At 61.8% G+C, this 13,467-nt stretch carries 10 protein-coding genes; 2 read left to right on the forward strand and 8 right to left on the reverse strand.

All coding sequences use genetic code 11. From position 1 onward, the window contains the following. Positions 1–63: 63 nt before the first annotated feature. From ACFOTD_RS32825 to ACFOTD_RS32845, 5 genes are all read right to left on the reverse strand, one after another. Positions 64–822 (reverse strand): phytanoyl-CoA dioxygenase family protein, encoded by a 759-nt coding sequence (locus ACFOTD_RS32825; protein ID WP_378124212.1) that lies wholly within the window; start codon positions 820–822, stop codon positions 64–66. Positions 823–839: 17 nt separating this feature from the next. After that, the gene (locus tag ACFOTD_RS32830; protein ID WP_378124213.1) at positions 840–2,252 is read right to left on the reverse strand and encodes a class I adenylate-forming enzyme family protein; all 1,413 of its coding nucleotides are present in this window, start codon (positions 2,250–2,252) and stop codon (positions 840–842) included. A gap of 16 nt (positions 2,253–2,268) precedes the next feature. Next, positions 2,269–3,657 carry a hypothetical protein gene (locus ACFOTD_RS32835; protein ID WP_378124214.1) on the reverse strand — a complete coding sequence of 463 codons (1,389 nt, stop codon included), beginning with the start codon at positions 3,655–3,657 and terminating at the stop codon, positions 2,269–2,271. Further along, a complete protein-coding gene (locus tag ACFOTD_RS32840) occupies positions 3,638–5,032 on the reverse strand; it encodes an alpha/beta hydrolase (RefSeq protein WP_378124215.1) in 1,395 nt (464 codons plus the stop codon). The genes ACFOTD_RS32835 and ACFOTD_RS32840 overlap by 20 nt, the downstream gene beginning before the upstream one ends. Positions 5,033–5,282: 250 nt before the next feature. After that, positions 5,283–6,557, reverse strand: a complete 1,275-nt coding sequence (locus ACFOTD_RS32845; protein ID WP_378124216.1) for an MFS transporter — start codon at positions 6,555–6,557, stop codon at positions 5,283–5,285. Between the two features lie 179 nt (positions 6,558–6,736). Between ACFOTD_RS32845 and ACFOTD_RS32850 the strand changes: the two genes are divergently transcribed. Both ACFOTD_RS32850 and ACFOTD_RS32855 read left to right on the forward strand, forming a co-directional pair. Next, entirely contained in the window at positions 6,737–7,672 is a 936-nt protein-coding gene (locus ACFOTD_RS32850; RefSeq protein ID WP_378124217.1) for a LacI family DNA-binding transcriptional regulator, read from the forward strand. A 246-nt stretch (positions 7,673–7,918) separates the two neighbouring features. Then, positions 7,919–10,078 carry an alpha-amylase family glycosyl hydrolase gene (locus ACFOTD_RS32855; protein ID WP_378124219.1) on the forward strand — a complete coding sequence of 720 codons (2,160 nt, stop codon included), beginning with the start codon at positions 7,919–7,921 and terminating at the stop codon, positions 10,076–10,078. A gap of 74 nt (positions 10,079–10,152) precedes the next feature. Here ACFOTD_RS32855 and ACFOTD_RS32860 read toward each other — a convergent pair whose 3' ends face one another. The 3 genes from ACFOTD_RS32860 to ACFOTD_RS32870 are packed head-to-tail and all read right to left on the reverse strand — an operon-like array spanning position 10,153 to position 13,276. Further along, positions 10,153–12,207: an ABC transporter ATP-binding protein gene (locus ACFOTD_RS32860; protein WP_378124221.1), complete on the reverse strand. Its 2,055-nt coding sequence runs from the start codon at positions 12,205–12,207 to the stop codon at positions 10,153–10,155. Between the two features lie 16 nt (positions 12,208–12,223). Continuing rightward, complete coding sequence (locus tag ACFOTD_RS32865; protein WP_378124222.1) at positions 12,224–12,751, reverse strand: thioredoxin domain-containing protein; 528 nt, start codon at positions 12,749–12,751, stop codon at positions 12,224–12,226. A 15-nt stretch (positions 12,752–12,766) separates the two neighbouring features. Continuing rightward, on the reverse strand, positions 12,767–13,276 hold the full coding sequence (locus ACFOTD_RS32870; RefSeq protein ID WP_378124223.1) for a MauE/DoxX family redox-associated membrane protein: 510 nt from the start codon (positions 13,274–13,276) through the stop codon (positions 12,767–12,769). Positions 13,277–13,467 lie beyond the last annotated feature (191 nt).

A 13,467-nucleotide genomic window follows, 5' to 3' on the forward strand; every position in this document is an offset into this window, starting at 1 on the left:
TTGCCGATGCAGCCAACCGCCTATGCAGCTACGATCCGCCGGCCTTTTTTCTGCTTGCTCCGCTTAGAACACTTGCTCGCTGTACCCCATCAGCCGCCGTCTGCGCGAATTGCTGCGTCTCGCGATCTCTTCCGGCACCTGATAGGCGCCGTTGATGTCGTAAGTCATATGCGGCACGATAAACTTTTTGCGGTAGATGATCTGCTGCACGTATCGCGGATCGTCGCTCTGATTGCGCGCGCCCCGATGCCAGATCTGGCTGTTGAACACGAGGCAGTCGCCCGCTTCCGCCAGAATCGAGAGCGCTCCCTGCCCCTTGTATTCGCCGATCTCCTCGGCATGGCGGATGGCCTGACCAGCGCGGTGCGAGCCCGGTACGACCTGAGTCGGCCCCTGATCTTCGGTAACGTCATCCAGATAATACAGCGCGTTCATCAGAAAAACCGGCATCGGGATACTCGCGTCAATCTCCGCGCCCTCCGGCAGCGGGAAGAACAGCGCCTCGTCGACGTGCCATTTGCTGACGCCGTTGTTCCGGGTCGTGCGCATGCCGTTCATGCTGCTCAGCTGGCAGTCGGAACCGAGCACCTCTTCGATAAAGGCGCTGATAACGGGATGATCGACGAGCGCCTCGAATACCTCGCCCCGCTCGAACATCGGGCCCTGCATCATGACGTTGTCGTCCTTGCCTTCGAACGCCTGCCGGATGCCTTCCTTGAGCGCGGCCGCCTGGCCGCGATCCAGCACGTTCTTGAACAATACGTAACCGTCCTTGTGAAGCTGCTCCAGCTCTTTGGCAAAGTGCGTCGCTATCGTCGTCATATTGATTCCGCCTCTCTTCATCCGTTGATATTGGGCTTGCCTTCCTGCACCTGCGGCTTGCGTATTTTTTTGAGCCGGCTGCTTGTGAGCGACTCCCGGGTAATGACGATCTTCTGCGGAATCTTGTGAGCGGGCAGCTTATCCCGGCAAAATGTCCATATGCGCCTGCGCAGCTCCCCGAGACTCGGCTCCATATCTTCGCGCAGCTTCACGGTCGCCATCACCATCTGTCCCGTAATGCCGCTGGTCTCCGCGCTGACGACAACCTCCTCGATGCCGGCCAACTCCTGGAGTACGCTCTCCACCTCCGCCGGATACACCTTTTCCCCGCCGACGTTGATAATCTCCGAGCGCCGCCCGAGGATGCGAATGTAGCCGTCTTCCGCGACGGCTTCGTCGCCCGTTCGCAGCCAGCCGTCCTCGGTGAACGGGTCGGGCGCGTTCAGATAGCCGATCATGGCCGATTCCGCCTTGATCTCGAGCAGCCCGTCGACGATCCGATACGCCGCGCCGTCTCCCTGCAGCGAGAACAGCAGCGAGTCCGAGCTTTTGGACTTCGTCTTGAGCACGCCCAGCTCAGACATGCCGTAAGCCTGAACGGTGCGAATGTCAGGAAAAGCGGCGTTCCAAGCGGCCAGCGTCTGCGGCGGCATCACCTCGGAGCCGTAGGAGACGACCTTCAGGCTGCCGATATCGTACGTCCGATGCGCGCCGCTCAGGAGCAGCAGGTTCATGAATGTGGGCGAGACCGGCAGCGCCTCGATGCCGTATCGCTCGATCGTCCGGCATACTTCCGCAGGCGACCGGTCCTTCAGTACGTGCAGACAGCCGCCGTTCGCCAGCGTCGTCAGCAGCGTGTTCATGCCGCCGATATGGTCGAACATCATGAAAGGAATCGTCTTCGCGGCACGCCCTACCGCGCGGAACTTCGCCAGCAGCCGGTCAGCGCGGTGCACCGCCGCCTTGCTCCTGCCCGTCGAGCCCGAGGAAAAGAGCACGAGTCCCGGCACGCGCTGCAGGAGCAGTCCCCGCAGCAGCGGGTGACGGACTTCCATGGCTTCCGTGCCTTCCTTGCCTTCCTTGCCGTCTCTCCAGCGGATCGACAGCCCCGCTTCGTCAGCGCCAACCCTTGCCTGTGCCTCTCCGATGTCCAGATATTCCTCGATCTTGGCCGCCACCAGGCTGCCGTCGATCGGAAGCACGACGCAAGACTGGCCCAGCAAGGCAAAAATGGCGGCTGCCGCATAGGGCGAATACTCGGTCTCCAGCGAGACGACGGCGCGTTCGATTCCCTCCGCCTGCAGCCGTTCTCTCATCGCCTCGATCTGCGCGTTCAGCCAGGCGTACGAATACGCCCGATCCCGCCAGACCAGCGCCGGCCTGTCGCCGTACCGCCGGAAACGCTCCGTCAGCATGCTATATTCTTGCATTGCTCAGCGCACCTCCTCAGCCCGCCTCGGGCAGCCTCTCGAGCAAATATCCGACCAGCGTGTCGACCGTGCGGTAAGGACTGTCGGGCACGGACGCCGCGGCGATGTCGGACAGCGCGATGCCGCAGCCGAGCGCCTCCTCGATACCTTGCTCGACGGAAGCGAGCAGCGAGACGAGCCCGAGCGAGTCGAGGTTCCCGTTGCGTCCGTAGAGCGGCGCCGCGGCGCCGAGCTCGACGGGAACCGCGCCGCCTTGGAACCGGTTCAGGTCCTCGCAGCTGTCGAGCACGATGCGCAGAATCGCTTCGCGCCTGCCGCTCGGATCGCGCTCGTCCTGCCGCCGCTTGGCGAACAGCCCGGCGCTGCGCGCATCCGCCCAAAGCGTTTCGTACAGCCTGTACTCGCGCTTCGCCAACCCCTCCAGCGCAGCGCCCAGCCGTGCTATTCGTTCTTCTGCGCCCCGGCCTTGCAGCTGCTTGTGCGCATCCTCCCAATCCGCTACGACGGCATCGAATGCCGCGGCATGGCCGACGAACGGCGCCCCGAGCGCTTCCGCCGCCTCCCGCAGCAGATCGCGGAAAAAGTACCGGCTCCACCGCATGTCGAACAAGAATGCCGACAGCGCGCCAGACGACGTCGCCCCCTCGGCCAGGTCATGATGCAGCTGTCCGAGCAGGCGCCTGGTTACCGCATGGCCGAAATAATACGTTCGCTGCCCGTCCTCGATCTCACGCGCCGACAAAAATTCATGCGCGTGCGTCGCCACCGCCCGCAACAGCTGCTCTTCATAGGCAGACGACCGCGCGTCTGCGGAAGCGGCGATGCCTACGGCGCAGTAGGAATGCAGCTCTTCCTTGCGCTTCGCGTTCGCGAGCTCGGGGATCGCCTTGTTCCCTTTCCAGAAATCGTCGAATGCCTGCAAGGAGAGCGGTCCGGCGTAGCGGGCCGGCACCGGATCGTACACGTGCAGCCGCGTCTCCTCGATGCCGTATACCGCGAGCCAGTGGTCGACGAGATACTGGCGGGAGCCGGGATCCACGAGCTTCTCAATGTACTTGGGCGACAGATAATCCTCGCAATGAGGCAAATAATAGCTGGTGCCGGTGACAAGGAACAGCTCGCCTTCGCCAATCAGGCGGCGCCCCTCCTGCAGGCCTTCCTCCAGATCGGCATATTCCGTCTTGCCCGTCTGACGCCAGACCGCTTCCGCGTAATCCAGCTTGTTAAAATAAGTCTTCACGAGTCCCGTATCCGAGCAGGCCGGCACGCCGTAAAGCCGCGCGGCCGCGAGCAGCCCGAGACCGCTCCGGATGCCCTGCCGTCCCAGCACCTCGCGGACGAGCGGAAGATTGCACGGATAGTAATAGGGAATGTCCATCAACGGTTCAAATGGTCGAATCAGCATGGCCTCTCCCTTCCGCCGCACCCGACGGCGCTTCTTCCCAACGGGCGACCTCGTAGTGCAGCGCGAGATCGTCGGACGCCCGGAACGTGCGATTGGGCACGACGCCTCCCGCGGCGTCCGTCTCGAACTTGCGGAATCCCTTCGTGAAACGAAAGCGATAACCCGTATCCCTTGGCACCCGGAACCTTCCGGCATATTGGGTCCCGCCTGCATGGACCAGCCGCATGCCCATTCCGCCATAGATCGCGGCTGGCGGCATCGCTTCCGGCGGCACGTCGGCGGTCATCTCGACGACGACGCGATCGGACAGCGCGGGAACGACCGTGTAGACGCCGGTCGCCACGAGACCGCCGGCCGACAGCGTCAGTGTCGTCGTGCCCGGACGCAGCGGAATTAATGATCCGTCGGGTAGCGCCTTCAGCACCGACGGGTCGCCGACGCGGTATTCGCCGTTCAGCACGCTGATCGCGAAGCCGCTGTCGTAACGGAGCACGGCATTGACATGCGCCCGGTGTCCGCCCGTCAATCCGATCTCTGCCCGGCCGCGAAGCTCGAGCGAGGCAGGCGTGCCTATGCGGCCGAACATGAACAAAAGCGGAATGTGCACCCGATCGCCCCAGTCTGCCTCTTGGTGCGCGGCCTCGGGCTGTTCGAGATAAGCGAGGTCTTCGCCGTAGCGGAAGCCTTCCCCGATGAGAGTGACTGCGACATCTCGCACATGCCTGGGAAGGAACAATCCTTCAGCATCCCCGATGTCCATCCATACTTTGACGGGGATCCTGCCCAGAAAAGGCTTGTAGAGACGTTCCTCTTGCAGCCCCGCCGGCGCGCTGTCGTCCAGCTGCGCCTTGACGAAGTACGGCGACAGCATCATGAGCTTGCCGAATACGTCGGGGCGGCGGAATCCCATATGGTACGTGCACAAGCCGCCCGCGGACGAGCCGAGCAAGCCTGTATTCGTCGGGTCCGGCAGCGTGCGGAACCGGGCGTCAATATACGGCTTCACTTCGTTCACGACGAAGTCTTCGTAATCGAGCCCCGCGCACCGGACGGCTTGCGCTTCCTCGGCCGGCGCCTTGAAGTGATAATATTCATTCGCCTCCGCTGGCCGGATGTGGGCGATGGCGACGATGATGATCCCGTCCATCAGGCCTTCCCCGGTCAACCGGTCGGCTGCGCGGTGGATCCGCCAGGACTCGGTGCCGGGCGCGGCCGGATCGAAGGCGCGCTGTCCGGCGTGCATATACAACACCGGATACCGCCTGGTCGTCTCCCCCTCGTAGCCCGGGGGCAGGTATACGAATAACCTCCTTTCGTTGTCTAAACGGCTGGCGCGAAATCCCTCTACCGTCAATATCGCAGCTTGAAGCGGCAAATCTCTCCCTCCCGTCTGCTGGCTATCCAAACTTCTCTTTTTCCCGCCTCCTCCCGCATCTCTCGGTTCCGCGTCACGTCGCGCCACGCCAAAAACCCCGCTGTCCCGAAGCGATACCGGGAAAACGGGGTTGTTTTTAAAACATGACAACCATGTTTTAAAAAGTCATGGCCCTCAGATTGCGCATCGACGATGCACCTCCAAGTTAATACAAATTGGATAATTTGTAAATATTTATTTTTAAAACAGATTACCGGTATGTGCGGATCGGCTTCAGCAGCGCCGTCGCGACGATGCCCAGCGCGAGCAGCGAAGACCCGAGGACGACGAGCACGTGTTCAGCGCCCCAGCGGTCGGCGAGCATGGACACGGCGGCCAGCGACAGCGTGGGAGCTACGCTCGTAATCGCGCCCAGCGTGCCGTAGATTCTCCCTTGAAGCTCTCCGCGAACCTCCGTCTTCAGGATAATCTGAATCATCATGGAGCAAAAGGCAAACAGCAGACCGCCGAGCAGGATGAGCGGCAGCGCCAGCAGCGGCGACGAAATAAAGGATACGGCTGCGTACAGCGGTCCCAGCGGCAGGAGGCCGGCGAACACAAGACGCCCCCGTCTTCCCAGCCTCCGCCCCAAGCTCAGGATAATCCCCGCCCCGGCCAAATAACCGAGGGGAATGCACATCTCGAGCAGGCCGAACTCGATCGGGTTGGCCCGCCACTTGCCGACGGCGATTACCTGCACGAGCATGATGGCGCTCAGAAAAAAAGCGGACAGCAGCGGAGAGAGAAGGACGATCGAGCGAATGAGCTTATCTCGCCGCATATACGCGAGTCCGCCGCGCCAGTCTTCCAGGAAGGACGGCTTGCGCTCGGCGGCGACGCGCTCGATGCGGGGAATTCCCCGGGTCAGCAGCGTGCAGACGGCGGAGAACAGAAAGGCGGCGGCGGTCGTCAAAATGGCGGCGAGTCCGCCGAATGCGGAGACGACGATGCCCGCGACGGCAAGTCCTGATATGCGAGCGGCGTTGTCGGCGATATGGATCGCGCTCGCGGCCTGCTGGACGCGCGCCGGACCGACGATCGCCGTCGTCGAGGCATGGAAGGCGGGACTGAGCAGCAGGCTGCAAAACATGGACAAAGAAGCGAGGACGAGCAGCGTCGGGAACGGCGCATGCAGGACAAAGAGAGAGACGGCCAGGATGGCCGCGGTCGCGCTGCGCGACAGCTCGGAGAACAACATCAGGCGACGGCGGTCGATGCGGTCCGCGATCGTGCCCGCGAACGAGCCGAACAGGAAGCCGACGCTCAGGTAGCAGATTTGCACGGCCGCCATTCGCTGCGCGCTTCCCGTCGTCTGCAGCACCCACAGGCTGATGGCGATACCGTTGAAGCTATCGCCGAACACGGACACCGTATAACCCGTCAACAGCCGCATGAACGAGCCGTTGCGCCAGACCGGCAGCGGTTCGGCCGCCGTCGCCGGCCCCGCCTGCAGCTGAGCGTCGGCGGCTTGGATCGGCGCTTGCATACGTATTCCCCTTTCTGCAACCAAGCTGTAATCAGATCTGACTTAATCGTTTAAGTTTCTTTAGTATAAGGAGCCTTCCTAAAACTGTCAATCCAGTTTTTGCATGTTTGACAGGCTCTCGGGAGGCCCTCTATGATAGATCTATGACTGAAACGGTCCGGAAACGAGGTGGTGCCGCCATGAAAAAACCGACGCTTAAAGACGTCGCCAAGGAAGCCGGCGTCTCTGTCGCCACGGTGAGCTACGTCTTGAACGACGTCCCGCACCAGACGATCCCCGACGAGACCAAGCGTCGCGTCCTCGAGGCGGTCGGCAAGCTGAATTACGTGCAAAATCTCGCCGCGCGCTCGCTTTCCTCGGGCCGTACGCAACTGCTGGGCGTCCTGTTGGTGGGCAGCGAGCGCGATCTCGTCTCCAAGTACATCAGCTATGGCAAGTTCATCGACGAGCTGGAGCGGATGAGCAAACCGAAGGGCTACCATCTCATGACGTCGCAGATCGACCCGGTGAGTCCCAACTTTGCCATCATCGCCGAACGCAAGCTGGACGGCGTCTTCCTGATCGATGCGCGGGAAGGCTCGTTTTATTCGGTCTCCGAGAAGTTCCCTTACGGTTCGCCGCTCGTGCTGGTGGACGGCAACATCGAGGATCCGCTGTTCCGCAGGCTCATGCCCGACTTCAGCCAGCTGTTCGGCCTCGTTCGCGGGATGCTTGACGGCGGACCGTTCGCCGTTGTCTGCGAGAGCTACCACAACCGGTCGATGACCGAGTCGCTGATCGCTGCGGCTGACGTTCCTCCGGAGCGGCTGCTTGCCTTGGATGCCGAAGGGGACCTGTCCGGCTTTTTGGAGCGCAACGCGGGACTGCCGCTCGTCGTATTTAACGAGTTCTTAGCCATGCGGCTGCTCGGCCGCGCCGATCCGTCCGCGATGATCGTCGTCTGCGCCTCCGAGGCGCCCGGTTATCTGCCGGAAGGCACTCGCCGTCTCGTGCTCGAAGATTCCAAGGCGTCGGTCGCCTACGCGACGATGGAACAGCTGCTTCACCGGCCTTACGAGCCCGAGGAACAGATTCGCAAATTCCGCTTTAGATCGGGCACGCTACATACGCCGTAATTTTGTGATTGACAAATTGACCAATATTTTCTTATTATTAGGTCGCCAATCATAATTTGAGGGCACTGCTTTTTAAACCTTACGGTTTAAAACAACCCCGGTAACTCCCCTTCGGAGCTGCCGGGGTTTTTGCCGTTGCAAAAAAGGAGGTGACGCGGTACGGGCCGCGACGGATCGCGGACGGAAAACTTTGCAACCGCTTTAGGCACGTCCAAAGCATTTATACGAGGAAAGGTGGATTTTCTCATGTATGCATGGTTTAAAAAGAGCCTGACCGCCGCAGCCATCGCCGCGCTGCTCGTGGCGGGACTCGCTGCGCCGGGCGCCCCGATCGGCACGGCTTCGGCCGCGGCGGATACCGCCGTATCCAACAAGCAGAACTTCAGTACGGACGTCATCTATCAAATCTTCACAGATCGCTTCTACGACGGCAATACGTCCAACAACCCTTCGGGCTCGACCTTCAGCTCCGGCTGTACCAACAAGCGCGTATATTGCGGCGGCGACTGGCAGGGTATCACCGACAAGATCAACGCCAACTACTTTACCGATATGGGCATCACCGCGCTGTGGATCTCCCAGCCAGTCGAGAACATTTATGCCGCGGTCACTTACACCGGCGTAACCAACGCTTCCTATCACGGCTACTGGGCACGCGATTTTAAGAAGACGAATCCTTATTACGGCAGCTTCACGGACCTGCAGAACCTGATTAATGCCGCGCACGCCAAAGGCATCAAAATCGTCATCGACTTTGCCCCGAACCATACGTCGCCCGCGATGGAGACCGACACCACGTTCGCCGAGAACGGCAAGCTGTATAACAATGGCACGCTGCTGGGAGGTTACACGAGCGACACCAACGGCTACTTCCATCACAACGGCGGCTCCGACTTCTCCAGCCTCGAGAACGGCATCTACAAGAACCTGTACGACCTGGCCGACATCGAACAACAGAACAGCACGCTGGACACGTATTTCAAGGACGCGATCAAGGTATGGCTCGACCTCGGCGTGGACGGCATTCGCGTCGACGCGGTCAAGCATATGTCCATGGGCTGGCAGAAAAACTGGCTCGCCTCCATCTACGGCTATCAGCCCGTATTCGTCTTCGGCGAGTGGTTCCTCGGCTCGGCCGCTGCGGAAGCGGACAACACCAAGTTCGCCAACGATTCCGGCATGAGCCTGCTCGACTTCCGGTTCAACGCCAAGGTGCGCAACGTCTTCCGCGACAACACGGATACGATGTACGGCCTGGATTCCATGCTCTCGGCGACAGCGACCGACTACGCCCAAGTATCGGATCAGGTCACCTTTATCGATAATCACGACATGGAACGCTTCAAGAGCAGCGCCGTCACCAACCGCCGGCTCGAGCAGGCGCTCGCCTTCACGCTGACGTCCCGCGGCGTCCCCGCCATCTACTACGGTACGGAGCAATACATGACGGGCGGCACCGATCCGGACAATCGCGCGATGATGTCCTCCTTCTCGACATCCACGACGGCCTTTAACGTCATTAAAGCGCTGGCGCCGCTGCGCAAGTCGAACCCAGCTATCGCTTACGGCACGACGCAGCAACGTTGGATCAACAACGACGTGTACGTCTACGAGCGTAAATTCGGCAGCAGCGTGGCGGTCGTCGCCATCAACCGCAGCGCCAGCGCCTCCGCCTCGATCGCCGGTCTGATCACGTCGCTCCCCGCCGGCACCTATAGCGACGCGCTAGGCGGCCTGCTCGGCGGCGGCAGCATCACGGCCGGAAGCGGCGGCGCCGTGAGCACCTTCACGCTTGCAGCCGGCGGCGTGGCAGTCTGGCAATCGACGCCGGCTACGACGACGCCGACGATCGGCCATGTCGGCCCAGTCATGGGCAAAGCGGGCAACACCGTCACGATCGACGGCCGCGGCTTCGGCACGACCAAAGGAACCGTCTACTTCGGCACCAACGCGGTGACTGGCTCTAGCATCGTCTCTTGGGAAGACACCGAGATCAAGGCGGTCGTCCCGGCCGTAGCAGCCGGCAAGTACAACGTCAAGGTGCGCACGTCCGGCGCCGTCGACAGCAACGCCTACAACGGCTTCAACATTTTGAGCGGCGACCAAGTCTCCATCCGCTTTATCGTACAGAACGCGACGACCTCGCTCGGCGAGAACGTCTACCTGACCGGCAGCGTATCCGAGCTCGGCAACTGGACGCCGACCTCTTCGGTCGGCCCGATCTTCAACCAGATCATCGCCGCTTATCCGAACTGGTATTACGACGTCAGCGTACCGGCGAACACGGCGCTGCAGTTCAAGTTCTTCAAGAAAAACGGCGCGACCGTCACGTGGGAAGGCGGCTCGAACCACACGTTCACGACGCCTTCCAGCGGCACGGCGACCGTGACGGTGAACTGGCAGTAGCCGCGTTGCCGGCACAGAACGGACAAGAAAGAGGAGAAGCGGAATCATCCGTTTCTCCTCTTCTGCTTGCTCTCTTAAACTTGACGGGAAGGCGCAAGCGGAACGGATTCGTTCTTGTTCAAATACCATTTGGCTTGCGTCGCGTACATCCGCGCATATTCGCCGCTGTCGATCATTAATTCTTCGTGCGTCCCCTTCTCGACGAGCCGGCCGTCCCGCAGCACGAGGATCAGGTCGGCGAAGCGACAGCTGCCCAGCCTGTGAGATACCATGAGCGTCGTCTTGCCGGCCGTCAGCCGCGCGAACCGCTCGAACAGCTGCGCCTCGGCGATCGGGTCCATCGCGGAGGTCGGCTCGTCCAGCACGATATAATCCGCATCCTTAAAAAACGCCCGACTCAAGGCGATTTTCTGCCATTGGCCGTAAGACAGCTCGCGCCCGTCCTGGAACATCGCGCCGAGCGGCGTCGCGAAGCCCTGCGGCAGCCGGGCGATGAACTCGCCGGCACCCGCCCGGTCCGCGGCGGTCTCCGCCCGAGCCAGGTCTTCCAGCCTCCGCGGATCGCCCAGCCCGATGCTCTGCTGCACGGGGAACTGGAAGCGCACGAAATCCTGAAATACCGCACCGAACTTGCCGTACCGCTCCCGGCCTGCGCCGATCCGCTCCCCGCCGATGGAGACGGCGCCCTCCTGCGGCTCGTACAGCCCCATGATGCACTTGACCAGCGTGCTCTTGCCCGCGCCGTTGCCGCCGACAATCGCGATCGTCCGGCCTGCGGGCGCGTCGAAGCTGATATCGCGGAGTATGGGCTCGGTCTGCCCCGGGTAGGCAAAGGTCAAGCCCCGCACGGATATCCCTGCCTGGGCTCGTCCGCTGCGGGAACCGCCTTGAGCCCGGCCGCTCCCGGACTGACCGCTCCGCTCCGTTAAGAGCCGTTCCACGTTGCCCTGTGCGGCCTCGCTCCGCTTTGCTTCGCGAGACGCCGTCTTGGGGCGTTTTTTCGCTTCACGCCCGCCCGCCTCGCCTTTCTCCGGCTTGCGGCGTTCCGCATCACTCTCGTCCGCGTCGCCTTTCTCCGCTTTGCGCCGTTCCGCCTCGCGCCGGTCCGTGTCGCTCTCCTCCGGCAGCCCCAGAAACGCCAGCCACTCGTTCATGAACAGCATCTCCTCATGAATGCGGGACAGGTTGACGACCGCAATGATGAGCTGGTGCCTCGTCGTGGCGAGCGCCTGGGTCAGCGCCGCAAAGTGGCCCAGCGTCAGGGAGCCGCGTACGGTCATGAACAGCAAATAGAAAGCGGTCCCCGTCGTCACGGCCATCGAGAACGTTTCGGTCCAAAACTGCTTGAGCAGCGATCTTTTTTCCAGCGCGATCTGCTCTCCTGCATTGACCCAGTACAGCGCCCGCCACTGCTCCTTCATGTATCCGAACAGATCGAACACCCGCATTTCCTTGGCCGACTCGCGACCCTTGAGCAGCTCGGCGAAGTATTCGGCTCTGCGGCTAGCCGGCGTCTGATGCACGATCTGGCGATACTTCTGCCGCCCGATCCGGATGTTCACCAGAAAAATCGGAATCACGAGCAGCAGCATGCCGAGCGCCAGCGAATAATGCAAGCTGGCCAGTATAGCCAGAAAACCGGCGATCGTAAACACGCTTTGCAGCAGCTGGAAGCCATGCTCCAAAATAGAGACGCCGCGATACTCCACGCCCTTGGATACCCGCTGCAGTTTGTCGTAATAGTCCGGCTGGTCAAAATAAACGAGCGGCAGGCGAGCGCATTTGTCGATAACGGAGCGATTCAGCTCGAAGTTCGCCTTCTGTTTGGTCGCGGCGAGGACATAGGCGCCGCCGAAGCGAATCGCATGCTCAAGCGCGTAGGTCGCTCCCTGCAGTCCAAGCAGCAGACCGGCCCGGCTCCAGCCGCCCGGCTCCTGCCTTGCAGCGGCGGCGACCGCGTCGATGAGCGCCTGCGTCCAGTACAGCTGCAGCGAAGGAATGGCGGCCTGCAGCAAGTGCACGGCGACGGACGCGGCGAACAGGCGCGGAGATAGCCGCCAGAGCAGCGGCAGCACGCGAGTTAAGAAGATTTTGAGCATCGGCGCAGTGGGAGACGTCTCCGTGATCATCGTCTTCCGCACCGCGTCATGCCGATCTGCGCAGCGCTTTTTTGCCCGTCGCGATCAGATGCTCCAGATGGGCGGCTTCGTGAAAGACGCCTTTGGACAGCACCGTGCCGTCCCCGGCCAGAAAATACGCGAACGGCACGCCAGGCACCTCGTACGATCCCAGATCGTCCACGAACGTCGCCCCGAGCGCGCTCGCATGCGCCTGTACGATCGGCGCGCCTTCTTCCTCCGTGGCGAGCATATAAAGCTCGAAGCGATGCCTCGGATAACGCATGCTGAACTGCTCGACAACCGGGTAGACCTGCTTGCAGGCATGGCAATCGGCAGCCGTAAAGATAGCGAATATACCCGGCGGCGGCTGCTCCTCGTCCGCGGCGCGCTCAGCACGGGAAACGAGCGGAAAAGGCGCGCCGACCGGCAGCCCGCGATCGGATGCGGGCAGCGAGATTCGGTACAGCCGCTTCATCATCGCGAGGACGGCGTATGCCAGCAGCGCGACCACGCCCCAAAGCGTCCAATAAGAAAGCAAGAAAAATTCGGACAATAAATTCCCTCCCCGCTATAGTGTCAAGCCCGACTTGCGGTGCCTGGCGATCGACAAGAGCAGCACGTATACCGCAAGCAGGCCTGCCGACGCCAGCGTTATGCATGCGAGGTCAGGCATCGTGAGAGCGAGCAGGCTCCGGCCGTCCGTTTCCAGCAGCGTGTAGACGGCGAGCGCGGCGCACGCCGCGATACGAACGTACGTCCCGGCTCCGAGCTCCTCCTGCAGCGCGCTGCCGAAGCAATTGCAGTCGATATGCCGGCCTCTCGCCCGCCAGGCCGCGGCGCCGAATGCGACGAGCAGCGCCAGCAGCAAAACGGCGCCGTAAGGGCGCGTGAACGCAGGCAGCAGCAGCGCCGCTCCCGCAGCCTCCGCCGCTGGCACTGCGACGGCGGCGGCGGCGACAGTCGCCCCGGTCAGGCCCAGCTCTCCGAGCGTCGCCCGGAACGCCCTCCGGTCCGCTGCCTTGGCCGCCGCCGAAAATCCAAAAATGCAGCATAGCAATACGATGGCGAATTCGGGCATATCGCGCTTTCCCCTTTCTCTAGGTCACGATGGTCCTCGCAGATTCAATCTAAATGGAACGACAAAGGGGCTGTCCCAAAAGGGTCATGAAAATGACCTGCGGGGCAGTCCTGTTTTTGTAAAACAAAAAGAAACCGTTCTTTGGTAAAATGGAAGTGTCTAGCAACCATTTACGAAAGGAACGGTTTCTT

The sequence above is a fragment of the Cohnella sp. GCM10012308 genome (genome assembly GCF_042649185.1).
GTDB lineage: Bacteria > Bacillota > Bacilli > Paenibacillales > Paenibacillaceae > Cohnella.